The sequence below is a fragment of the Kocuria sp. CPCC 205261 genome (genome assembly GCF_040981025.1).
GTDB classification, from domain to species: Bacteria; Actinomycetota; Actinomycetes; order Actinomycetales; family Micrococcaceae; genus Kocuria; species Kocuria marina.
In genome coordinates this window covers 139,199-161,165 of sequence record NZ_JAVKPU010000006.1, presented here as the reverse complement: position 1 = coordinate 161,165, position 21,967 = coordinate 139,199, and the positions used below count along the sequence as shown (strand labels likewise).

General features: G+C 66.4%; 22 protein-coding genes. 6 read left to right on the top strand and 16 right to left on the bottom strand.

The genetic code is table 11. From position 1 onward, the window contains the following. Positions 1-88 precede the first annotated feature (88 nt). The 10 genes from dnaB to RF646_RS07985 form a co-directional block, all read right to left on the bottom strand. On the bottom strand, positions 89-1,396 hold the full coding sequence (dnaB, locus tag RF646_RS08030; RefSeq protein ID WP_231885474.1) for a replicative DNA helicase: 1,308 nt from the start codon (positions 1,394-1,396) through the stop codon (positions 89-91). Positions 1,397-1,706: 310 nt separating this feature from the next. Continuing rightward, a complete protein-coding gene (locus tag RF646_RS08025) occupies positions 1,707-2,012 on the bottom strand; it encodes a hypothetical protein (RefSeq protein ID WP_240919022.1) in 306 nt (101 codons plus the stop codon). A 162-nt stretch (positions 2,013-2,174) separates the two neighbouring features. Beyond that, positions 2,175-2,624, bottom strand: a complete 450-nt coding sequence (gene rplI / locus RF646_RS08020; RefSeq protein ID WP_035962847.1) for a 50S ribosomal protein L9 — start codon at positions 2,622-2,624, stop codon at positions 2,175-2,177. 20 nt (positions 2,625-2,644) lie between these two features. Further along, on the bottom strand, positions 2,645-2,881 hold the full coding sequence (gene rpsR, locus RF646_RS08015) for a 30S ribosomal protein S18 (protein ID WP_012399405.1): 237 nt from the start codon (positions 2,879-2,881) through the stop codon (positions 2,645-2,647). A gap of 66 nt (positions 2,882-2,947) precedes the next feature. Beyond that, entirely contained in the window at positions 2,948-3,586 is a 639-nt protein-coding gene (locus tag RF646_RS08010) for a single-stranded DNA-binding protein (RefSeq protein WP_193519212.1), read from the bottom strand. A gap of 124 nt (positions 3,587-3,710) precedes the next feature. After that, positions 3,711-4,016, bottom strand: coding sequence for a 30S ribosomal protein S6 (gene rpsF / locus RF646_RS08005; RefSeq protein WP_012399407.1), 306 nt, complete (start codon positions 4,014-4,016; stop codon positions 3,711-3,713). A gap of 129 nt (positions 4,017-4,145) precedes the next feature. Continuing rightward, positions 4,146-4,565 (bottom strand): TM2 domain-containing protein, encoded by a 420-nt coding sequence (locus tag RF646_RS08000; protein ID WP_144997593.1) that lies wholly within the window; start codon positions 4,563-4,565, stop codon positions 4,146-4,148. A 50-nt stretch (positions 4,566-4,615) separates the two neighbouring features. After that, positions 4,616-5,785, bottom strand: coding sequence for a hypothetical protein (locus RF646_RS07995; RefSeq protein WP_368835676.1), 1,170 nt, complete (start codon positions 5,783-5,785; stop codon positions 4,616-4,618). 9 nt (positions 5,786-5,794) lie between these two features. Further along, positions 5,795-7,054, bottom strand: a complete 1,260-nt coding sequence (locus RF646_RS07990; RefSeq protein WP_085107246.1) for a glycosyltransferase 87 family protein — start codon at positions 7,052-7,054, stop codon at positions 5,795-5,797. Between the two features lie 113 nt (positions 7,055-7,167). Next, the gene (locus tag RF646_RS07985; RefSeq protein WP_368835675.1) at positions 7,168-8,592 is read right to left on the bottom strand and encodes a CCA tRNA nucleotidyltransferase; all 1,425 of its coding nucleotides are present in this window, start codon (positions 8,590-8,592) and stop codon (positions 7,168-7,170) included. Positions 8,593-8,805: 213 nt separating this feature from the next. Between RF646_RS07985 and RF646_RS07980 the strand changes: the two genes are divergently transcribed. The 6 genes from RF646_RS07980 to RF646_RS07955 all read left to right on the top strand — a co-directional run bounded on the left by RF646_RS07980 (position 8,806) and on the right by RF646_RS07955 (position 15,858). Next, entirely contained in the window at positions 8,806-9,306 is a 501-nt protein-coding gene (locus tag RF646_RS07980) for an NUDIX hydrolase (protein WP_064845478.1), read from the top strand. Between the two features lie 65 nt (positions 9,307-9,371). Further along, the gene (gene murJ / locus RF646_RS07975) at positions 9,372-11,027 is read left to right on the top strand and encodes a murein biosynthesis integral membrane protein MurJ (RefSeq protein WP_098055754.1); all 1,656 of its coding nucleotides are present in this window, start codon (positions 9,372-9,374) and stop codon (positions 11,025-11,027) included. A gap of 67 nt (positions 11,028-11,094) precedes the next feature. Then, a complete protein-coding gene (locus tag RF646_RS07970; protein ID WP_368835674.1) occupies positions 11,095-12,963 on the top strand; it encodes a hypothetical protein in 1,869 nt (622 codons plus the stop codon). A 102-nt stretch (positions 12,964-13,065) separates the two neighbouring features. Next, entirely contained in the window at positions 13,066-14,103 is a 1,038-nt protein-coding gene (gene trxB, locus RF646_RS07965) for a thioredoxin-disulfide reductase (RefSeq protein ID WP_368835673.1), read from the top strand. A gap of 88 nt (positions 14,104-14,191) precedes the next feature. Then, positions 14,192-14,527, top strand: a complete 336-nt coding sequence (trxA, locus tag RF646_RS07960; protein ID WP_085107233.1) for a thioredoxin — start codon at positions 14,192-14,194, stop codon at positions 14,525-14,527. A gap of 152 nt (positions 14,528-14,679) precedes the next feature. After that, positions 14,680-15,858, top strand: a complete 1,179-nt coding sequence (locus RF646_RS07955) for a peptidoglycan-binding protein (RefSeq protein ID WP_368835672.1) — start codon at positions 14,680-14,682, stop codon at positions 15,856-15,858. 156 nt (positions 15,859-16,014) lie between these two features. On the opposite strand, the gene RF646_RS07950 is transcribed toward RF646_RS07955, so the two are convergent. The 6 genes from RF646_RS07950 to yidD all read right to left on the bottom strand — a co-directional run bounded on the left by RF646_RS07950 (position 16,015) and on the right by yidD (position 21,910). Beyond that, the gene (locus RF646_RS07950; RefSeq protein WP_368835671.1) at positions 16,015-17,265 is read right to left on the bottom strand and encodes a ParB/RepB/Spo0J family partition protein; all 1,251 of its coding nucleotides are present in this window, start codon (positions 17,263-17,265) and stop codon (positions 16,015-16,017) included. An 824-nt stretch (positions 17,266-18,089) separates the two neighbouring features. Continuing rightward, entirely contained in the window at positions 18,090-19,139 is a 1,050-nt protein-coding gene (locus RF646_RS07945) for a ParA family protein (protein WP_368835670.1), read from the bottom strand. 72 nt (positions 19,140-19,211) lie between these two features. Continuing rightward, positions 19,212-19,802 (bottom strand): 16S rRNA (guanine(527)-N(7))-methyltransferase RsmG, encoded by a 591-nt coding sequence (gene rsmG, locus RF646_RS07940; RefSeq protein WP_239320721.1) that lies wholly within the window; start codon positions 19,800-19,802, stop codon positions 19,212-19,214. 137 nt (positions 19,803-19,939) lie between these two features. Continuing rightward, a complete protein-coding gene (locus tag RF646_RS07935; RefSeq protein ID WP_167319065.1) occupies positions 19,940-20,482 on the bottom strand; it encodes a R3H domain-containing nucleic acid-binding protein in 543 nt (180 codons plus the stop codon). Between the two features lie 13 nt (positions 20,483-20,495). Then, entirely contained in the window at positions 20,496-21,476 is a 981-nt protein-coding gene (yidC, locus tag RF646_RS07930; RefSeq protein WP_064845485.1) for a membrane protein insertase YidC, read from the bottom strand. Then, positions 21,473-21,910 carry a membrane protein insertion efficiency factor YidD gene (gene yidD / locus RF646_RS07925; protein WP_064845486.1) on the bottom strand — a complete coding sequence of 146 codons (438 nt, stop codon included), beginning with the start codon at positions 21,908-21,910 and terminating at the stop codon, positions 21,473-21,475. The genes yidC and yidD overlap by 4 nt, the downstream gene beginning before the upstream one ends. Positions 21,911-21,967 lie beyond the last annotated feature (57 nt).

Sequence of the window (21,967 nt, the reverse complement as noted above, 5' to 3'; positions counted from 1 at the left end):
GTGGGTGCGATCCCAGGGGGTGGGAGGTTGGACGCAAGGCGCAGCTCGGCTTGCCCGGAACGCAGCACAAGACGGGGAGCTGAAGACTTTAGAACCCCTCCAGCGCCATGTTCGCGAACCGTGAGTAGTGGCCCTGGAACGCCACCACGATGGTCTTCGTGGGGCCGTTGCGGTGCTTGGCCACGATCACGTCCGCCTCACCCGCGCGCGGGGACTCCTTGTCGTAGACGTCCTCGCGATGCAGCAGGATGACCATGTCCGCATCCTGCTCAATTGACCCCGATTCACGCAGATCACTCACCTGCGGCTTCTTGTCCTGGCGCTGCTCGGAACCACGGTTCAGCTGGGACAGCGCCACCACGGGCACGTCCAACTCCTTGGCGAGCAGCTTGAGCGCACGCGAGAACTCGGAGACCTCCTGCTGGCGGGACTCCACCTTCTTGCCAGAGCTCATGAGCTGCAGGTAATCCAGCACCACGAGCTTGAGGTCGTGCTTCTGCTTGAGCCGGCGGCACTTGGCGCGGATCTCCATCAGGGACATGTTGGGGGAGTCGTCGATGAACAAGGGCGCCTCGTTCATCTTGCCCATGATCTGCGCGATCTTGGCCCACTGCTCGTCCTGCAGAGTGCCCGCGCGCAGGTCCTGCATGTTCAGGGTGCCCTCCGCGGAGAGCAAGCGCATGGCGATCTCGTTGCGGCTCATCTCCAGAGAGAAGATCACGGACGTCATGTTGTGCTTGATGGACGCGGAGCGTGCCACGTCCAGGGCGAGCGTGGACTTACCCATGGCCGGACGCGCCGCGATCACGATCATCTGTCCGCCCTGGAACCCGTGGGTGAGCTCGTCCAGTTCGATGAACCCCGTGGGCACACCCTGCATCCCGGAGCGGTTGCCTGCGGCCTCGATCTCGTCCACGGTGGCTTCCATGACGTCCTTGAGCGGGACGTAGTCCTCCGCCGTGCGCCGCTCGGCCACCTGGTAGATCTCGCCCTGGGCCTCGTTGACGATGTCGTCCACTTCACCGTCGTGCGCGTAGCCCAGCTGCACGATCTTGGTCCCGGCCTCCACGAGCCGCCGTAGCACCGCGCGTTCCCGCACGATCTCCGCGTAGAACCCCGCATTGGCGGCCGTGGGCACGGATGCGATCAGCGAGTGCAGGTACGCGATCCCCCCGATCCGTTCGATCTCACCGTTCTTGGTGAGCTCGTCCCCCACGGTGATCGCGTCCGCCGGTTCGCCGCGCCCATACAGGGAGACGATGGCGTCGTAGATGTTCTCGTGCGCCGGCTTGTAGAAGTCCACGCCCCGCAGCACTTCCACCACGTCCGCGATGGCGTCCTTGGAGAGCATCATCCCGCCCAGCACCGACTGCTCGGCCTGGTTGTCGTGCGGCATGGTACGGCCGTAGTCCTCGCGCGGCCCGGACGAATATTCCGACACCCTCACTCACTTTCCTTGCAGACGAATGCGCCCACCTCGAGCGGCACACCCGTTCATTCTCCCACCGCTCTCCGACCCCCATAGCCGCCCGTGCTCGTTGCAGAACCGGGCGCTGAGTAGACGACGACGCCGCGCGGCCCGGTGGCGCGGCGTCGTCGTCCACGGCCTGTGGAAAAGTACGTGGAAAACATGTGGAACACGCCGTGCAGTGCTGTGCACAGGCTGTGGAGAGATCTGTGGAAAACCCGTCGCAGCTGTGGGTAACTCACCCAAGCAGCGCGAAGAAGAGCAGCCAGAGCAGGGGCGATGTCACGATGGCCAGGAGCAACACCAGAACGTGACGGCCCCGCAGGGCCGGGAAGGCCACGGTGCCCGCAATGCCTAGGATCAATGCCACAAGGGACGCGACCACGCTCAGGATGAGGCCGACCACCAGGACGGCCACCGCACCGCGCGGCGCCAAGGAATTGCCGGCGAGGAACGCCCCCAGGAAGAACACCAGGGTCAATGCCACGCACCCCAATGCCACCCAGAACAGCGTGCGGCCCGTGCTCAACCTGCGTGCGCTCATGATCATGACCGGCATCCTCCCACGGTGCTCTGCGCGATCTCTGGAAGCCCGAGGACGGCAAGAACCCCGTGGAACGACTGTTCCACGGGGTTCTCATACATCACCCGCGAGCCCCGCGAACCGCGTGAACAGCTCAGGGGCCCGGATGCACTCGAGGTGCGATCAGGCGGGGACGACCTCGAACTCCACGTTCGCGTTGACGTCCTCGTGCAGGTGGATCACGGCCTGGTACACGCCGGTGGTCTTGATGCGCTGGGTCAGGTCCACGCGACGCTTGTCGATGGAACCCAGACCGGCGGTCTCGACCGCGGAGGCGATGTCCCCAGCGCGGACCGTACCGAACAAGCGACCCTCGGCACCGGACTTGACCGGGACGGTCAGGGTGGTGGAGGTCAGCTTGGCGGCGAGAGCCTGGGCGTCCTCGAGGGAGGACAGCTCACGGGCCGCACGAGCCTGCTTGATGGAGTCGATCTGCTTCTCGGCGCCGCGGGTCCACGGAGTCGCGAAGCCGCGGGGGAACAGGAAGTTACGGGCGTAGCCGTTCTTCACGTCCACCACGTCACCCGCGGAACCGAGCCCGGAGACTTCCTGGGTCAAAATGATCTTTGCCATGAATTCTCAGTCCTCTCTGATCAGCGGCCGGCGCCGGAGTAGGGCAGCAGTGCCACTTCACGAGCGTTCTTGATCGCCTGGGCGATCTTGCGCTGCTCCTGAACGGACACGCCGGTCACGCGGCGAGCGCGGATCTTGCCGCGATCGGAGATGAACTTACGCAGCAAGGCGACGTCTTTGTAGTCGATCTCGGTGACGTCGGCCGCCTTGAGCGGGTTCTGCTTCGGTTTCGGCTTGCGAATTTCAGCCTTGGCCATCGTGGTGCTCCTTTTCTGGTGCGGAGCCCGCAGGCGTACCTGCGGGATGGGTTGGAATGGTTGTGTTTAGAAGGGGGGCTCGTCCTCGGCGCCGGTTCCCCAGTCGTAGTTCCCACCGGAGGACTGACCCCAGGGATCGTTGCCCTGCTGACGCGGTTGCTGGCCCCCGCGGCCGCCCTGGTTCCCGTTGAACCCGCCGCCCTGGTTGCCACCACCGGGGTTGCCACCACCGGGGTTACCGCCACCCTGGTTGCCGCCGAAGCCGCCACCCTGGTTGTCGTTGAAACCGCCCTGACCGCCGCCGAAGCCTTGGTTCCCGCCGTAGGAGTTGCCTCCGCCGCGCGAGTTCCGGTTGATCTTGGCGGTCGCGTACCTCATGGAGGGGCCGATCTCGTCCACTTCCAGCTCGGTGCTGGTGCGGCGCTCCCCTTCCTTGGTCTCGTACGAGCGTGCCTTGAGCCGACCCTGGACGATCACGCGGGTTCCCTTGGTCAGGGACTCCGCCACGTTCTCGGCAGCCTCGCGCCACACCGAGCAACGCATGAAAAGGGTCTCCTGATCCTTCCATTCGTTGCTCTGCCGGTCGAAGGCGCGCGGGGTGGACGCAACGGTGAAGTTGGCCACGGCGGCTCCGGACGGCGTGAAGCGCAATTCGGGGTCTGCAGTCAGATTTCCGATCACTGTAATGACGGTGTCGCCAGCCATGTGAACCTCCGGATTCTGTGGACGCTGGATGCGAGACTCAGTGGGGTGAAAAGCATCTCACGGGGACTCTCACGAGCCCGCGGTGAGTGCGTGCTGTGCAGCCCGGGTGGGCCGCACGCTCACCTCACTTGCCGTGGATCTTCTGCTCTTCCGGACGGATGATCTTGGTGCGCATCACGGCCTCGTTGAGGCTCAGCACGCGGTCCAGTTCCTTGGCGGTCTGCGGCTCGGCGGTGAAGTTCACCACGGCGTAGATCCCCTCGGACTTCTTCTGGATCTCGTAGGCCAGACGACGACGGCCCCAGATGTCGAGCTTGTCGACGGTGCCGTTCTCCTTGGTGACGACCTCGAGGAACTTCTTGAGGGTCGGCTCGACGGCGCGCTCCTCCACCTCGGGGTTGAGGATGACCATCAGTTCGTATTCACGCATGTAAAGAACCCACCTCCTTCGGGCTAAGCGGCTGCGGTCCTTCCGCAGCAGGAGGTTCTGTGCGTATGTCGGTGCCGGCAGCGATCGGCGCACGGCACACAGACTTCCCCACTTTACTACAACGGGGGCTCAGTAGCCACCGACGCGTCGGGCCAACCGAGCGTTGAGCGCGCCCACGCGCAGGGGGATCACGAACAGGTCGATCAGCATGAGCAGCCACAACAGACCCAGGAAGAACCAGCCGATCAGGATCCCCACGGTGAGCCACCCGATCGCGGAGAGCACCAGGTAGAAGATCCCTTGGAAGGGCTGGGCCAGGTAGAACTTGTGGACGCCGAAGTTGCCCAGGAAGAACCACAGGACATAGGCCAGCACGATGGACCTGCCGCCCACCACGTTGACGTTGACCGGCTGGCCGACGGGGCGCTGGTGACCCCACCCGGGCGCGGTGCCTGCGGGGCCGAAGCCGGCGCCCTGGCCGTAGCCGCGGGACGGCTCGTCGCGGCGCGGTAGCGGTTGTGCTGTGTAGTACTCCGGTTCGTCGGCCATGATGAACCCCTTTTCCACTCCCCGGTTGCCTTGATGCAACCGATCCCATCCTAGGAGCGCTGGCTGGCCCTCTCCCGCTCGGTCAGCGTCGAGCGCAACTGCACGTCCGTGTCCAGGTCCTCACCGTTGGTCCGGGCCGTCACGTCGATCCCGAAGCCCACGGTCCCCGAGTGCTGCCGCCCGTTCTGCAGCCAGGTCACGGTGGCCACCGCGGGGCGGAACCGCACGGCGTGGAAGGCCAGGGGATCGTCGTCATCCTGTGCCAGGAGCAGTGACGGGCGGGACTGCAGTTCCCACCGAATGTTGGACACGCCCGGCGGGACCTCCGTGGGAGCCCCGGTGGGTGAAGCACTGGGCGAAGCGGAGGGTGACGCCGCGGGCCCGCCTCCCAACTGCGCGGGCAGCGGGCACTGCACAGCGTCGAAGCGCAGCACGCGTTCGCATTGGCCCACGGCGTCCTGAACGGCCCGCTCCGCGCCCTCCCACATGTGCGGCGACGCTGTGAAGTCCAGTTCGACCGCGGCGGACCGGGGATCGCTCATGGATATTTCCGCGGAGGCATGTTCGCTGGCCAGGAGATACGAGTCCTCGGGCATCGCGATGTCGTAGACCCCGGGCAGGCCCTCGAACTGCCACGTGCGCGCGGGTGACCCGGGATCGGAAGGGTCCGTGGGGAAGAGCTCGGAACCGTTCGGACGCACCTTGTTGCCGTTGACGGACGCCGCGTCCACCGCCGCGGGCAGTCGGACGTCCACAATGGCGTTGTCGCGTTCCACCAATCGCCACGAGTCGTTGAAGGGGCCCCAGGACGCCACCTTCTCGACCGTGTACTCACGGTGCACGGTGGAACCGTCCCCCAGGTGGATGTCCACCCCCACCGCGGCGTGTTCCCCGTGCTTCTGGACCCCTACGAAGTCGTGGCCCTGCGGGCGGTTTGCGGCATCCCGGTACACCCCGTTGGACAGCAGCTGCGCCAGGGGGCGGTCCCCGCCGATCAACAACGGTGCGAGGACCTGACGGGAACTGCCGCCCTCGAGGTACCCCAGGTACCTGCCCACGGGAGCCTCGGGATCCCGCGAGACCAGGAAGTAGTTGGCGAGCGCGGCCCACACGGTGGACGCGACCGCGACGAACACCAGCACGAGCAACAGGGGTAGGCGGAGGGAACGCCAGGACGGCAGCCTCAGACGAGCGAGGGTCTCGGAATCGCGCGGTGCCATGCCGGGTTCTTACTGGACCGCGGACGCGCCGAGCGCCGCAGCCTTGCGTCCCCGGAACATGTCCACCACAACCGCCACCACCAGATAGATGAGAAAGACATAACGTACTACGGCCAATATATCTTGGGCACTCCAGCCGAATTCCTCGACCCACGGCAGGGTAGGCCATGCCGAGGCCGGCAGCACCACGGTGGCCCAGTAGAGCACTTCCACCACCTGCCACAGCCCGAACTCGATCCAGTTGCGACGGCACAGGATGACGAGGGGCACGAGCCACACCACGTAGGTCAGGGAGTACTCCTTGGCCAACAGGATGTAGAGCGCGAGCAACAGGAACGTGATCTGCACGGCCGAGGGCTCCCGCTTGCTGAGCAGCGCGATCAGGAGCACAAACACGAGCGCCAGGATCATGCTCAGCAGGACGTACTGACCGTCCGCGCCGGTTCCCAGGGACACCCCGGTGCGCGGTTCAACGGTGGAGCTCCACACGTTCCACAGCGAGGGTTGTTCGGTGTCGGAGCGCACCATGTCCCCGAACTGGGCCCGCCAGCGATCCCACGCCGTGATCATGTACGTCCCGTTGATCAGGGCCCACGCAACCACGGCCCAGATGAACGCGGAGAGGATGTCCTTGAGGAACCGGTGACGCGCGGCCATGATCAGGATCGCGAGCAGCACCACCACGGGGAAGAACGCCACGGAGGCACCGAAGCCCACCATGATCCCCGCGAGCGCCGGGTTCCCGCGTACGTAGCCCAGCAGGGCAAGCATCATGAACAGCACGGCCCACAGGTCCCAGGACTGGAATCCCACGAGCACGATCACGGGGGCCAACGCCATGACCAGGGCGTCGGAGCGCCGGTTGCCGCTCAGCGAGGAGACCACGCCCACGATGGCCAACCACACGAGGGCCAGAAGGATCAGGGAGAGGTCCAGGTAGAAGCCCTGCCCCACGTCCAGACCTAGCAGAGAGGTCAGGTTGGAGGCGAACCACCCGATGATCGTGGTGATCATCCCCACGAGCACCGGCTGATCCCCCGTGGGACCCCCGGTGAAGAACCCCCCGGCCACGTCCGACGAGCGCACACTGAGATCCCCGGTGCCGATCACCGTGGCACACAGCTCGGGAACCTGCTGGGCCATGTTCCAGTCCGGTACCCGGCACGGGATGCGCAACAGGTAGGCCATCATGACCGTGTACAGGCCGAGGCCCAGCAGCATCAGACCGGCATTGCCTCCCGATCTGTTGCGCGCACCTTCCAGGCTCATGCGGGATCTCCTCGGAACGCGGGTACGGATGCTGTCAGTGTTCCACGGGGGCGGGGAGTCCACGCGTCATGGCGCGAGTGTTCCGCTGCGGTACCTCGGCGTGGCCCTCTCCGTCAGGAGTCGATGACGCCCTTCTCACGCGCCCAGGACACGAGGCGCTCGCGTGCCACGTCCTCCCCCACGGCGCCCTCGTCCAGACGCATCTCCAGGAGGAATTTGTACGCGCGGCCCACCTGGGGTCCGGGCGGTATGCCCAGGATCGCCATGATCTGCTGGCCGTCCAGCTCGGGCCGGACGGCGTCCAGCTGTTCCTGCTCGGCGAGCTGGTCGATGCGGTGTTCGAGCTCGTCGTAGTGCCGGGCGAGCCGGGAGGCCTTGCGCTTGTTGCGGGTCGTGACGTCCGAGCGGGTGAGCCGGTGCAGCCGTTCGAGTTCGTCCCCCGCGTCCCGCACGTACCGGCGCACCGCGGAATCGGTCCAGTCGGCGTCGCCATATCCGTAGAAACGCATATGCAGTTCCACAAGGCGGGTGACCCGCTTGATCGTGTCATTGTCGAAGCGCAGCGCCTTCATCCGCTTGCGCGTGAGCTTGGCCCCCACCACCTCGTGGTGTCGGAAGCTCACGGCCCCGGTCGGTTCGAAGCGGCGCGTGGCGGGTTTTCCCACGTCGTGCATGAGCGCCGCGAAGCGCAGCACGAAGTCCGGGGCGGGCACAGGGCCGTCCGGACCGGTCTCCTTCTCCGCGGCCTGTTCCATGACCGTGAGGGAATGTTGGTAGACGTCCTTGTGATGATGCGCCTCGTCGGTCTCCAGCTGCAGCGCGGGCACCTCCGGGAGCACGATCTGCGCGAGTCCCGTGTCCACCATGAGTTCGGTGCCCCGGCGGGGATGGGCGCCGCAGATCAGCTTGACCAGTTCCTCGCGCACCCGTTCGGCGGAGACGATCTCGATCCGCTCGGCCATCGCGGTCATGGCCTCCCGCACGGGCTCCGCCACGGTCAGACCCAACTGGGAGCTGAACCGCGCGGCACGCATCATGCGCAGGGGATCGTCCGTGAACGAGTCCTCCGGGGTCCCGGGGGTGCGCAGCACACCGGCGTGCAGGTCCTTGATCCCGCCGAACGGGTCCACGAGCTCCATGCCCGGCAACCGCAGGGCCATGGCGTTGACGGTGAAGTCGCGGCGTCGCAGGTCTTCGGTCAGATCGTCCCCGAAGGCCACGGTGGGCTTGCGGGAATCGGGGTCGTACGCCTCGGCGCGGTAGGTGGTGACCTCCAGCTGCATACCGGACTTGCGCATCCCGATGGTCCCGAATTCCCGGCCGATCTCCCAGTGTGCATCCGCCCAGTCCCGGATCAGCTCGAGGGTCTGATCGGGGCTCGCGTTCGTGGTGAAGTCCAGGTCCAGCGCGTCCCGGCCCAGCAGGAGGTCGCGTACGGGCCCGCCCACCAGGGACAGCTCGTATCCGGCGCTGTCGAAGAGGCGCCCCAGCTCGTGGGAAACGGGGTGAAGTGAGGAGGTGTCCAGCAACTGCGTCATGATGAGCGTCATTATCGCATCACGGCGAGCGCCGTCGGCCGGCTCGGGGCGGCGTCTGCGGCGGCGGGTGCGAGCGGAATGTGCCGTCGGCTGGCCCGGCCGGAGCGGGCGTCGTCGGGCCCGCGGCGGTACAACCGCTCTCGACCGCGGCGGACGGACCGCCGCCGGGCCCATATCAGGGAGTGTCCCGGGAATGTCGCTAAGGTAGATGGCATGGCTTTCCCCGTACCCAGCGCGCCCAAGAGGCGACCGAACCAACCGGTCTCCGCGCTGCCCACGGTGGAAGAGGTGTCGGCCGGTGGGATCGTGGTGGACCTGTCCGATCCCACGCATCCGGTGGCCATCATTGCTCGGATCAACCGCGGTGGACGGCTCGAGTGGTGCCTTCCCAAGGGTCATCCCGAGGGCGAGGAGACCAACGAGGAAGCCGCCGTGCGGGAGATAGAGGAGGAAACCGGAATCATGGGCCGCGTGCTCTCCCCGCTGGGCAGCATCGACTACTGGTTCACGGTCTCCGGACACCGCGTGCACAAGACCGTCCACCATTTCCTGCTGGAGGCCATCGGCGGATTCCTGACCACGGAGAACGACCCCGACCACGAGGCCGTGGATGTAGCGTGGTCCGGGATCGACGCCCTCGGCCGGAAGTTGTCCTTCCCCAACGAACGGCGCATCGCGGACATCGCCCGGGAATACATCATTCACCAGTTGTAGGCTGTCCCGTCCGATCCGTCGTGCGCCGTACCCGGCCCGTCCCCCCGCGCAGGAGGCCTTGATCCATGCAGAAGTCCGGTGCGCGCTCCAGCGCGATCATGGCCTCCGGGACCCTGGTGTCCCGCATCCTGGGGTTCGTCAAGACGTTCCTGATCACGGTGGCCATCGGTTCCGCCGCGACCATGGCGGATGTGTTCCAGCTGGCCAACACACTGCCCAACCTGATCTACGTGCTGATCGCGGGCGGTGTGTTCAACGCGGTGCTGGTGCCGCAGATCATCAAGGCGTCCAAGGCGCAGGACGAGGGCGCTGATTACATCTCCCGGCTGATCACACTCGCCGTGATCGCGCTGTTGGTGATCACCGCGGCGGTCGTGCTGTTGGTGCGCCCCATCATGAATCTCATGGGCCCGGGGTGGTCGGACGCCCAGCTGGCCATGGGCACCACGTTCGCGCTGATCACGTTCCCCCAGATCTTCTTCTACGGCCTCTACACGGTCGTGGGTCAGGTGCTCAACGCCAAGGGTGCGTTCGGTGCGTACATGTGGGCCCCGGTGCTCAACAACGTCATCGCGATCGCCGCCCTGCTGGTCTTCATCCAGCAGTTCGGTCCGTTCCGCACCAACCCGCACACCCTCGAGAACTGGACCTCCGCCCAGACCTTCTGGCTCGTGGTCATGGCCACGGTGGGTGTCGCCGCGCAGGCCTTCATCCTGTTCTGGCCGCTCGCCCGGCTGGGACTGCGGATCCGCCCGCGCTTCGGGTGGCGCGGGATCGGGCTGTCCACCGCGGCGCGCCTGGGCGGCTGGACGCTCGCCACCGGCGTGATCGCCAACCTCGCGTTCATGGCCCTGTACCGCACCGCGGCGATCCCCACGGGTGCCCGGGCGGACATCGCGTCCGGCCCGGGTGGGGCGCCCCCCATCGCGGGTACGGCCGTCCTGGACCAGGCCACCATGCTCTACGCGTTGCCCCACGGGGTGATCGGGCTGTCCATCGCCACCGTGTTGTTCAACCGCATGGCGGCCGCGGCGTCCGAGAAGGACCGTGACTCCCTGGTCTCGTCCCTGTCCTCGAGCCTGCGGGTCACCGGTGTGGCCACCGTGTTCTGCATGGTCGCCCTGATCATGTACGCGGGTCCGCTGGGCATGCTGTTCTCCGGTGGTGTTCCCGCCGCGGGCGCGGTGATCGGTCAGGTCATCACGGTGATCGCCATCGGCGCGCCGTTCATGTCCACCGCGTTCATGCTGGGCCGCGCGTTCTACGCCCAGGAGGACGCGCGCACCCCGTTCCTCGTGCAGCTGGGGGTGTCCGTCTTCACCGTGATCGCCGCCGTGCTGATCGCCCGGGTCTTTCCACCCGAGCACATGGTGTTCGCCGTCGCGGCCTGTTACGCCATCCAGAACGTGCTGGCCACGGTGATCTACCACTACGCCCTCACGCGGCGGATCGGGGACTACGGCCTGTCCCGGATCGTGAGCAGTCACGTGCGCATCCTGGCCGCCTCGCTCGTTGCGGGCGTGGCGGGAGTCGTGACGCTGTGGTGGCTCGGCGGGTACCGCACCGACGGTTTCCCGTGGGGTAATCAGGCAGCAGCCCTGATCAGCCTGGCCGTGGGCGGGCTCGTGATGGCCGCCGTGTACGCCGTGGCCCTGAAGCTGTTCCGGGTCCAGGAGTTCACGGGTTTGCTGGCCCCGCTGCGCGCCAAACTCGGCCGGTAGACTGCCCGAAAGATCGTTCTCGCGCCCGTGCGACCCCCGTGGCGCCCGATTACCAGAGGGAGCCGCCGTGTCCCAGCCCATTGCGCTTGGAGCCGTTCTGGGGGGCCGTTACAAGGTCACCGCGTCCCTGCTGAGCACCGCCGAAAACGATCACGTGCTCCAGGGCGAGGACCAGATCCTGCGCCGCCGGGTCTCAATCCTGGTGCCTTCCCCGGCTCACGAGTCCCTGCTCGTGGACAACGCGCGTTCCCTGGCCGCCGGCGCCGGGCACAGCGGCTTCCAGGTCCTGGACATGGGTCAGACCGAGGACTCCACCTACCTGGTCACCTCCTATGCACCCACCGCGGACCTGTTGGACGCGCTGCTGGTCCAGGACGACGACGCCGACGACTACTCCCTCTCCGACGACATCTTCGGGGACTCCCGCTCGGCCGCCTCCTCCGCCTACATCTACGAGGAGCCGGACCCCACACAGCCGCAGCAGACCGTCTCCCGGGATCCTGAACCCTCGGCGCGCCCCGCCGTCACGCGCTGGAACGCCTCCGACTACGACGATTACGACGACGCCCCCGCCGCCCCGTCCGTGCGCAACAAGCTCGGCTTCGCGCGCAAGGTCCGCCCCGACGCCGTGCGCTCCACGATGTTCGACCGCGCAGCCACCCGGGGCGCTGCCGCCGGGGCGACCGCAGCAACGTCGGCCGAGGCGATCGATCCCACCTACGACGGCGACAACCGCTACGAGAGCTACGAACGGACCGAGGGCAAGCCTGGGCGCCTGGATGAACAGCCCTCCGCGCCCCGCTCGGCCCGCGATGACGACGCCGCTCACGACGGCACCGCGGCCATCCGCACGGTCGCACCGGCCTCCGGTGCAGCGGCCGGGCATGCTTCGGCATCGGACGACGACGCCGCGTCGCTCCCCGACACGGCCCCTGGTGACGACGCTGCTCCCCTGGACGATCCCGCCGCCCCGGCCAGGACGGCCGCCGGTGGTTCGGATGCCGCCGCGTCCGCCGAGAGCGTGGGTACGGCCCATGCCGCCGGGGGCGGGATGATGAACGCCGCGGCGACCACCGCGGCGGCGGGCGGGATCGCGGGTGCGGCAGCGGCGTCGTCGGCGAATGCATCCGCAGGGCACTCCCCCGCGGGGACGGACACCGCAGCGGCGCGCACCGCGGACGGGGCGAGGGAGCCCGCGGCCGGCGGCGCAGCCGCACGCTCCGCCCACGCCGCCGAACGCGAGCATGCCGCTGATCCGGCGGGCGCGGGTGGCGCCCGGCCCGGCTCCACCGAACGATCCCGCAAGGGTCCGCTGCGGTGGCTGTTGCTGTTGTTACTGATCATCGCGCTGATCGCGGCGATCGTGCTGGGCTTCCGCGGGCTCGGTGCGCTCACCGGGCAGTTCGGACAGGGCGGGGCCCCGCAGGAGAACGCAGCGCCGAGCGGGCCCGCGGCGTCGAACACGCCGAGCCCGGCCGCCACACCGCAGGTCGGGACGGTCACGCGGGTGACCCAAGACCCGAACTTCATGACCGACACGGACGCCACGCTGGGCCAGGCCACGGACGGCAACCCGGGGACCTCGTGGCTGAGCTACGGTTTCTCGAACTCCCAGTTCGGCAACCTAGTCCAGTACGTGGGACTCGCCGCGCAGCTGCAGGACCCCGCACTCGTCCGGGAACTCACGATCCAGCAGGACGGTGGCACCGGCGGACAGTTCACGGTGTACGTCTCGGACAGCCCGTCGCTCGACGGCGCGCAACAAGTGGGCACGGGCTCGTTCACCGGGCCGCAGGTCAGCGTCCCGCTCTCCGAGGCCGCGCAGAACGACCCGCACCGGTACGTCCTGGTGGTGTGGAACGAATTGCCGCGACTGAACAATCCCATCGGCGGCTACCCGTACGGCTTGCGGATCAGCGAACTGTCCGTGCACTGAACCCGGTGACGCCGCCGAACGGAATATCTGGCGGTACTCCCCACGTTCTTGGGTGTAGTTGACATCCGCACACGCGGTGACTCGTGGAAAGGTTTCGTACCAGTGAGCAATCAGCCCGGCATTTTCGCGAATGCTGTGAACCTCAAGGTCGGCAGCGCGGCGGAGGCCTCCGCTGCGTCCGAGGACGCCCGCACCACCTCCGAGGACGATGCCGTTCACGACGTCGTCATCGTGGGTTCCGGTCCCGCGGGGTACACCGCTGCCATCTATACGGCGCGCGCAAACCTCAACCCCGTGGTGCTGGCCGGGTCCGTGACCGCCGGTGGTGAACTCATGAACACCACGGACGTGGAGAACTACCCGGGGTTCATCGACGGCATCATGGGCCCGGACCTGATGAACAACATGCAGCAGCAGGCCGAGCGCTTCGGGGCGGACATCCGCTACGAGGACGTCGTCTCCGCGGAACTCGAGGGAGAGATCAAGACCGTGACCGTGGAGGACGGGACCGTGCTGCGCGCCCGCGCGGTCATCATCTCCACCGGTTCCGAGTACCGCAAGCTCGGTCTCGAGGACGAGGAACGGCTCTCCGGCCACGGTGTGTCGTGGTGTGCCACGTGCGACGGGTTCTTCTTCAAGAAGCAGAACATCGCGGTGGTGGGCGGCGGTGACTCCGCGATCGAGGAGGCCACGTTCCTGACCAAGTTCGCGGACAAGGTGACCCTGATCCACCGCCGGGACCGGTTCCGTGCGTCCGAGATCATGCAGCAGCGTGCGTTCGACGACCCCAAGATCGAGATCCTCTGGAACACCAAGGTCACCGGGATCCAGGGCGCGGACAAGGTGGAGTCCCTGGCCCTGGAGGACACCGTCACGGGTGAGGCCTCTGAGCTGGCCGTGACCGGTCTGTTCGTGGCCATCGGCTCGGACCCCCGCGTAGGACTCGTGAAGGATCAGCTCGAGTTGACGGTGGACAACACGATCGCCGTGGACGGGCGCAGCTCCACGACCTCGCTGGCCGGTGTCTTCGCCGCCGGCGACGTGGTGGACGCGACCTACCGCCAGGCGATCACCGCCGCGGGCTCGGGCTGTGTTGCCGCGGTGGACGTGGAGCACTACCTCGCGGCCCTCGACAGCTGATCCGAACCCACCCGACAACCCACTCCCGCCCGGAACCGCCGGAACGATTCGGCGACCGAGCGGGGAAACCCATCGAAAGGAAACGCACATGAGCTCTGCAAAGGACGTCACCGACGCCAACTTCAAGGCCGAGGTGCTCGAGAACTCCAAGCCCACCATCGTGGACTTCTGGGCCGAGTGGTGCGGTCCGTGCCGCCAACTCGGACCCGTGTTGGACGCGATCGCCGCGGAGCACGCGGATCACGTGGACGTGGTGAAGGTCAACGTGGACGACAACCCCGCGATCGCCTCCCAGTACGGCATCACCTCGATCCCCGCGGTGTACCTCTTCGCGAACGGCGAGGTCGCCAAGACCTCGATCGGTGCCAAGCCCAAGTCCGCGCTCGAGAAGGAGTTCGGGGACTACCTCAACCCCTCCGCGTGACACATCCGACCCGGGCCCGCATCACTTACGTGCGCGGGCCCGGGTTTTCTCGAACCCAATTGCAGTGTGCGAACCACACCGTGGGAGTGGCTCGCCGACCCCAGGGAGACCACGTGCCGCCATCCACCCCCGGAGCCGCGCTCAGACACGGTATGACCGACCGCCGCATCACGGGTCTCAGGGAACGCCTCGTCAGGGCAGAGGGCGAAGACCTACCCCTGGCCGGCGACAGCGTGCCGGACCCCACGGTCTTCGACGACCGTGTGGACCACGCCGTGCGGGTGTTCCAGCAGCGCAAGGGGCTCATTGTGGACGGCGTGGTCGGTCCGGAGACCGAGGCAGCACTCAACGACGCCCAGTACAGGCTGGGTGACCGTCCACTGTTCTTCGACGAGGTAGCCCCGTTGCACGGCGACGACGTCGCGGAGCTGCAGGACAACCTTTCGCTGTTGGGTTTCTACTACGGGCACCTGGATGCGGTGTTCAACCGACAGACCGAGTACGCCGTAAAGGAACTCCAACACAGCCTGGGTGTCCCGAGTGACGGCACCGTGGGTCTCGATACCCTCTCCGGACTGGCTCGCGTGCGCAAGAAGATCACCTCGGCCAAGGCCTTCTCCTTACGAGATCACCACCGGCTGGAGAGCCTCCAGGAGGCCCTCCGTGATCGCCTGGTGCTCCTGGTGCCCTCCGGTGCCGGTCCTCAGGTGTCCCCAGCCGGGGCCCCGGAATCGTTCGCCGCGGATCAGGATGCTATCACCCTCGACGTCGCGCAGCGCACCCGCGACCTTCTCCGCGCGGTAGGCGCCAAGCCCGTGATCGCAGCAGCCCAGGGCGCCGGCGCTTCATCGTCAGGTGCTGGACCGGAGGACTCGGACGGGAGCGTCCCAGAGGCCCCCGAGGTCCTCCCCGACGACGCCCTTGTGCTCACCCTGCAGTGTGATTGGAACTCCTCGCCCCTAGCCCAAGGTGTGGCCACCTTCTTCTGGGGTGCACCGGACACACGTCAGGCGTACTCCCCCGTGGGTCAGCTCGCGTCGGACATGATCCTGCGTGAGCTGGTGGCCCGCACGGGTGCCCTGGACCTGGGGAGCCATGCGCGGCAGTGGAGCGCACTCCGTGAGGTCCGTACCGCGGCGGCATGGATCGATCTGGGATACCTTTCGAACGAGGATGAGGCCTCCCGGCTGCGGAGCGCTGAGTACCGCGCCCGCTTGGCGGAGGCGCTTCTGTGTGGCCTCCAGCGCGTCCTGGCGTCCACTCCGGAACCCACCGCCACGGGAACCATGAGCCTGGCGGACATCCAGGACTATTACCGTAGGGACGGCTGAACGCACCTCATCATGGGGCGATAGCGACGCGTTGGAGACAAGGCTGATCGCCTTGCTGCTGACACTCGATCGCCCGGCTGATCTGTTGAGGTGATGGAAGTAGGGCCGCGATGTTTCACGTGAAACATCGCGGCCCTTATTCGTGGCTGCGAAAGCTCAGTTCGCATCCAGCTTGGGGTCCAGCACGTCGATGATGCGGTTGAGGTCCTCGACCGATGCGAACTCGATCGTCATCTTGCCCTTGCGCGCACCAAGCTGGATCTTCACGCTCGTATCCAACTTGTCGGAGAAAGCATCTGCGATGTAACCCAGTCGGTCATCGTGGCGGGTTGCGGGGGTCTTCCGCTTGGTCGCGTGTCGCTTGAGACCGTCGGAGAGGGCGACGAGCTCCTCCGTGGCGCGCACCGACAGCCCCTCCGCCACGATCCGCTGGGCGACCCGCTCCATCTCGGCGGGATCCGTTAGCGCCAACAGGGCACGCGCATGTCCCGAGCTCAGTACCCCCGCGGCCACGCGACGCTGCACGAGCGCCGGGAGTCGGAGCAGGCGCAGAGTGTTGGAGATCTGCGGCCGGGAGCGTCCGATCCGTAACGAGAGCTGCTCCTGAGTGGCCCCGAACTCCTCCATGAGCTGCTGGTACGCGGCGGCTTCTTCAAGGGGGTTGAGCTGAGCCCGGTGCAGGTTCTCCAGCAGGGCATCCCGCAGGAGATCATCGTCCGCCGTGTCCCGGATGATGGCAGGGATGACGGCCAGACCGGCCTCCTGAACGGCTCGCCAACGCCGTTCGCCCATGACGAGCTCGTACTTCTGCTCTCCCCCCTCATGACTGGGACGCACGACGATGGGCTGCAGGACACCGAGTTCTTTCACCGAGAAGGCGAGCTCGGCGAGCTCGTCCTCATCGAAGTCCTGGCGCGGCTGTTTGCGATTGGGGTGGATGTCCGTGACCGAGATCTCCGCGAAGGTCGCTCCGGGGATGCTCTGCAGGTCTTCCTGGGCAGAGTGTTCGGTAGTCACGGCCTGTCGCTGTGATGCGATGACATCCGCCGCGGGGATACTCTCTCCGACGGTGTCTGCAGCACCATCGGCGGAGGCGGAAGGAGGCGCTATGTTCTGCGTGGTAGAAAATTGGACCGATGTTTCACGTGAAACGTCGGCAGAGCCGGACTTTACCTGCTGGTTCTCCTGACCGGCATTCGTGGGTGTATTGCGCACGGTCTCCTGGTGGGACCCATCCGCTGCACTCGAGGGGGTCACCTCTCCGGCCTGCGAAGAGTCACGGACTTCGTCGGTACGCGAAAAGTCGTCAGAGTTTTTCGCATCAGTTTCTTCGTCACCACTCGATGGTAAGAAGAACATGTCCACCGGGCGGCGCACATTCGTTGTACTGCGTAGGGCCTGGCCCATGTCCCTCCGGGTCCGTGGCGACTTGCTTCCACGTGATGCCGGAGCCTTCGGGGAATCGGATGTTTCACGTGAAACATCGTCGGATCGTGACCCAGCGACGTCGGCACCGTCTTTGGTCGTACTCACCTGCGTCTTAAGCTTGGCCGCGTCTGGTTTAGTGCCCACACCCTTGTCGGAGCCCGCCTCCCCCGCTTTATTGGATCGCGACGACCGACGCACTGAGGTTCCGGTTTGATTACCGTCACCGGTCGGGCCGGCTTTCTTACCAGCTGCCTCAGCGTCGGGGCCTGATGCCTCGGTCTTGTTGCTCTTTGTCGCGGTCTTCTTGGGGGTCGCCGTCGCGCGTGGAGTTGCCTCCTGGCGATTCTCGTCGACAGACTTCGAGGCGGGGGTGGCCCGTACCCCGTTGGCAGCACCTGCTATACGAGACGAGCTCCGATCGGGGGTCTCGGTCGCGCCGCTTCGAGAGGACTGCTCGCCACGACTAGCGGTCTCCCTAGGGTCGACCGCTGGCGGTGTCGTTTGCTCCTGGGCGTCCCCGTTGGGGATGAGAGCGCCTAAACCGCGCCCGAGGCCACGACGTCGTTCTGCCACGATGAATTCCTCCCGGTGATGATGGTGTATCCATCGTAGTCAAGAACGGATCCTTCGTATGACCCATTCACCGGCGGTAACCGCGCGCCTGACACACGATTACCTCGATGTTTCACGTGAAACATCGGGGTCATGATGGAAGGAACTATCAGCGCAGCGTTATGCGACCTGGCGCCCGCCAGCTGCAACTACGCAGAAAGTGGCTGCCTCGTTCGCGGTATCGAAGATGCCTACTCGGCCGCGTCGGATCCGCGGCTGGCCAGTTCCGCCGCAGCCTCCAGGTACGACAGCGCTCCGGTGGAACTGGGGTCGTAGGTGATGACGCTCTGCTGATAACTCGGCGCCTCCGAGACTCGCACCGACCGGGGGATCATGGTCTCCATGACCTCCCGGGGGAAGTGCTGCCGGACTTCGTCGGCCACCTGCGACGCCAGGTTGGTCCGCCCGTCGTACATCGTCAGCAGGATGGAGGACACCACGAGCTTCGGATTCAGGTGCTTCTGGATCATGGCGATGTTGTTGAGCAGCTGGCTCAGCCCTTCGAGCGCGTAGTACTCGCACTGGATGGGGATCAGTACCTCGGTCGCCGCGACGAACGCGTTGATCGTGAGGAGGCCGAGGCTGGGCGGGCAGTCGATGAACACGTAGTCGAGACGGGGGAGCCCATGCTCCTCGCGCGATGTCGCGTACTCCGCCAGAGCCCGCTGCAATCGCTGTTCACGAGCCACCACGGACACGAGTTCGATCTCGGCACCGGCAAGGTCGATGGTCGCCGGGAGGACCCACAGGTTGGACACCTCGGGGGACTCCTTGACCACCTCGGCCACCGGCACCTCGTCGATGAGCACGTCATAGACGGAGTCCGCATCCGCACCGTGGGGAATCCCGAGTGCGGTGGACGCGTTGCCCTGCGGATCGTTGTCCACGACCATCACGTTCTGGCCCTGCTGCGCGAGCGCCACGGCGAGGTTGACCGACGTACTGGTCTTCCCCACACCACCTTTCTGATTGCTGATGGTGATGTAGCGCGTGTTCTCGGGGCGGTCCAGGTGCACGTTCTTGAGCTTGGCGCGGCGCTTGTTCTCTTCCACGAGTTTCCTCCCCAGGGCGGTATCCGCCACCGCGTCTTGTGCCGTCACTCCTGCATGACCGTCTGTTTCACGTGAAACATGGCGTCCGCGATCAGGAACAACTTTTTTTGTTTGCGAAATTGGATCAGGCGGCAATCCGAAGTCGTGTCCACGGGTAGGTCCTGCTGTGGGCCGTTCCGGCTCGGTCATCGACTGTCCCTTCCGTGACTGGTGCGGTGCTCCTAGTAGCTTATCGACAAGGCCGCACCGGCAACGACGGATTCACAGCACGAGCCGGACCACCGTGGTGGGTTCCTCCAGGAGGTCCTCGCCCACGGTCACGACCTCCGAGGACCGGACCCCGAAACGATTGAACTTCTTACTCGCCTTGCGCAGCTCGTCCTGGGCGGAGCGTCCCTTGAGCGCGAGCAGCTCACCGGAACCCTTCAACAGCGGCAGGGTGATGTCCACCAGGCCGATGAGCGCGGAGACGGCTCGGGCCGTGACCACATCCACCGGGCCCACCTGGTTCTTCGCCTGTTCGGCGCGCGCCCGCAGCATACGGACGTTGTCCAGGCCGAGATCCGCCACAATCTCCTCGAGCCATGCGACACGGCGCTCCAGCGGCTCGATCAACGTGATCGACAGATCGGGCCGGGCGATCGCGAGGCACAGGCCGGGAAGGCCGGCCCCCGAGCCCACGTCCGCGACGTGAGCGTTCCGCGGGATCAGCCTCTCCACCACCGCGCAGTTGAGTACGTGACGTTCCCACAATCGCGGGGCCTCACGGGGACCGATCAGTCCACGGACGATGCCCGAGGACGCCAGGTGCTCCGTGTAGCGCCGCGCCAGGTCGAGGCGGTCATCGAAGATCGTGCGCGCCGCGGCCTCGTGCTCACCGAGCTCAGGGGCTGGCTGGGGCTCGGGAGCGGGACGCGACGCGCCCTCGGCGCCCGACCCGTTCTTGTCCTGCCCGGGCACGGCGGGGTGCGGGGTGGAACGCGACACGGTCACTGAGCCGCCGAGACCACGATGTGGCGCCCGGCGCCGTCGCCCTCGGACTCGGAGACCAGACCGGCGTCCGCGACGGCGTCGTGGACGATCTTGCGCTCGTACGGGGATAGCGGGGGCAGGTGCACGCTGCCGCCCTCGGACTCGACCTTGGCCACGGCGTCCTGCGCCATCTCGCGCAGCTCCGAGGCTCTCTCGTCACGGTGCCCCGCGATGTCCAAGATCAACCGGCTGCGCCGCTGCGTGGCGCTGAGGACGGACAGCCGCGCGAGTTCCTGCAGCGCCTCGACCGTCTCGCCGTTCTCGCCCACGAGCTCTCGCAGAGGGGAGTCGTCACCGTCCTCCGCGACCACGGAGACGTACGTGCGCCCGTCCCGGACCTCGATGTCGATGTCGCCGTCGATGTCCGCGGTGTCGAGGAGCTCCTCGATGTAGTCCGCGGCGATCTCACCCTCCTCCTCGAGGGGGGAGAGCTCGGGGGTCTGCGTCTCGGCGGACGCGTCCTGCGAGGGTAGCTGCTGCTGTTCGTCGATGTCGTTCATCGGGTGCGACCTCTCAGCCGTTCTTCTTGGCCTGCTGCTTCTGGCGCTTCTTGGACACGGGCTGCTGACGCTGGCCCGCCGCCGCGCGTTCACGCTGCTCCTCGAGCTTCTCCTCGTGCTCCTTCTTGGTCATGCCCACCGGGGGCAGACCCTTGGCCGCACGGCGCTCGTTGAGTTCACGCTCCGCCTGGGACCCCTTGGTGGGGTTGTTGCGGATGACCCACCACTGCTGGCCCATGGACCACAGGTTCGAGACTGTCCAGTAGATGAGCACACCCAGCGGGAAGTTGATGCCACCGATCGCGAAGATGAGCGGGAACAGGTAGAGCATCATCTGCTGCTGGCGGTACATGGGCGATTCCTTGGCGGCATCGCTCATGTTGCGCGCGGTCAGCTGCTTCTGCGTGATGAACTGCGTGGCACACATGGCCACGATCATGACGATCGCCAGCACGATGGTGGCCATGTGGTTGCCCGCACCCGGCTGCATCAGGGTGGAGAACAGGGGAGCGCCGAAGATCGTGGAGTCGTTGAACTGGTGGACCAGCTGCGGCGTGAGGACGTGGATGGACTCGTTGTTCTGGGCGGCCTGCGGGACCGAACGCAGCACCTGGAACAGCGCGAAGAAGATGGGCATCTGCACGATGATCGGCAGGCACGCCGCGAACGGGTTGGATCCGTGTTCCTTGTACAGGGCCATCTGCTCCTCGGCCATGGCCTGGCGGGAGAGCTGGTCCTTCTTGCCCTTGTACTTGGCCTGCAGCTTGGCCATCTCCGGTTGCAGTTCCTGCATGCCGCGCATGGACTTGATCTGCTTGAGGAACAGCGGGATGGTCAGTGTACGCATGACCAGGGTCAGGCCCACGATGCACAGCACCCAGGTGACACCAGAGGCCGGATCCATCCCGAGGGTGGTGAACAGTTCGTGGAACACCCACAGCACGGCGGAGACGATCCACCTGAAGGGGAAGAGAATAATGTCGAAGAAGTTCATCGAGCGTTGGCTCCTTGAGCCGCGTGGTCGTCACGGGCCGGGCAGTCGTGCACGTGGTCGCGCACGAGGGTCGGGTGGTTGAGCAGAACGATTTTGGGGGTCGAGGCCACGGAGGGGAACTCCCGACCGCCGCTCGGGACCCTATCGATCCCGCCGGCCGCCCACGGGTGGCAGCGCAGCAGACGTCTGACGCTCAGTCCCAGTCCGCGCACCGCGCCGTGCACGGTGAACGCCTCCAGCGCGTATGCGGAACAGGAGGGGAAATACCGGCACACGTCTCCGTACAGCGGGGAGACGATCGTGCGGTAGAGCTTGAGCAGGGCGATGCAAAGATTCTGCGGAAGATGCTTCATGGTGCGCACGAGGCCGCCGCCAGGGTTGTACTCGTGCGGCGCGCGCGCGAGGAGTTGCTCGGGAGACGGACGTGATGTCACGTGCGGGCCTCCTTCTCGACTCTGTACAAGCAACGTTACGGCATCCGCCGCGTACGC

What these genes read in the sequence shown, in the direction of transcription:
- dnaB (WP_231885474.1), bottom strand. Translation starts at nt 1,396, where the DNA reads ATGCCGCACGACAACCAGGCCGAGCAGTCGGTGCTGGGCGGGATGATG.
- RF646_RS08025 (WP_240919022.1), bottom strand. Translation starts at nt 2,012, where the DNA reads ATGAGCGCACGCAGGTTGAGCACGGGCCGCACGCTGTTCTGGGTGGCA.
- rplI (WP_035962847.1), bottom strand. Translation starts at nt 2,624, where the DNA reads ATGGCAAAGATCATTTTGACCCAGGAAGTCTCCGGGCTCGGTTCCGCG.
- rpsR (WP_012399405.1), bottom strand. Translation starts at nt 2,881, where the DNA reads ATGGCCAAGGCTGAAATTCGCAAGCCGAAACCGAAGCAGAACCCGCTC.
- RF646_RS08010 (WP_193519212.1), bottom strand. Translation starts at nt 3,586, where the DNA reads ATGGCTGGCGACACCGTCATTACAGTGATCGGAAATCTGACTGCAGAC.
- rpsF (WP_012399407.1), bottom strand. Translation starts at nt 4,016, where the DNA reads ATGCGTGAATACGAACTGATGGTCATCCTCAACCCCGAGGTGGAGGAG.
- RF646_RS08000 (WP_144997593.1), bottom strand. Translation starts at nt 4,565, where the DNA reads ATGGCCGACGAACCGGAGTACTACACAGCACAACCGCTACCGCGCCGC.
- RF646_RS07995 (WP_368835676.1), bottom strand. Translation starts at nt 5,785, where the DNA reads ATGGCACCGCGCGATTCCGAGACCCTCGCTCGTCTGAGGCTGCCGTCC.
- RF646_RS07990 (WP_085107246.1), bottom strand. Translation starts at nt 7,054, where the DNA reads ATGAGCCTGGAAGGTGCGCGCAACAGATCGGGAGGCAATGCCGGTCTG.
- RF646_RS07985 (WP_368835675.1), bottom strand. Translation starts at nt 8,592, where the DNA reads ATGACGCAGTTGCTGGACACCTCCTCACTTCACCCCGTTTCCCACGAG.
- RF646_RS07980 (WP_064845478.1), top strand. Translation starts at nt 8,806, where the DNA reads ATGGCTTTCCCCGTACCCAGCGCGCCCAAGAGGCGACCGAACCAACCG.
- murJ (WP_098055754.1), top strand. Translation starts at nt 9,372, where the DNA reads ATGCAGAAGTCCGGTGCGCGCTCCAGCGCGATCATGGCCTCCGGGACC.
- trxA (WP_085107233.1), top strand. Translation starts at nt 14,192, where the DNA reads ATGAGCTCTGCAAAGGACGTCACCGACGCCAACTTCAAGGCCGAGGTG.
- RF646_RS07955 (WP_368835672.1), top strand. Translation starts at nt 14,680, where the DNA reads ATGACCGACCGCCGCATCACGGGTCTCAGGGAACGCCTCGTCAGGGCA.
- RF646_RS07950 (WP_368835671.1), bottom strand. Translation starts at nt 17,265, where the DNA reads ATGGGCCAGGCCCTACGCAGTACAACGAATGTGCGCCGCCCGGTGGAC.
- RF646_RS07945 (WP_368835670.1), bottom strand. Translation starts at nt 19,139, where the DNA reads ATGACCGAGCCGGAACGGCCCACAGCAGGACCTACCCGTGGACACGAC.
- RF646_RS07935 (WP_167319065.1), bottom strand. Translation starts at nt 20,482, where the DNA reads ATGAACGACATCGACGAACAGCAGCAGCTACCCTCGCAGGACGCGTCC.
- yidC (WP_064845485.1), bottom strand. Translation starts at nt 21,476, where the DNA reads ATGAACTTCTTCGACATTATTCTCTTCCCCTTCAGGTGGATCGTCTCC.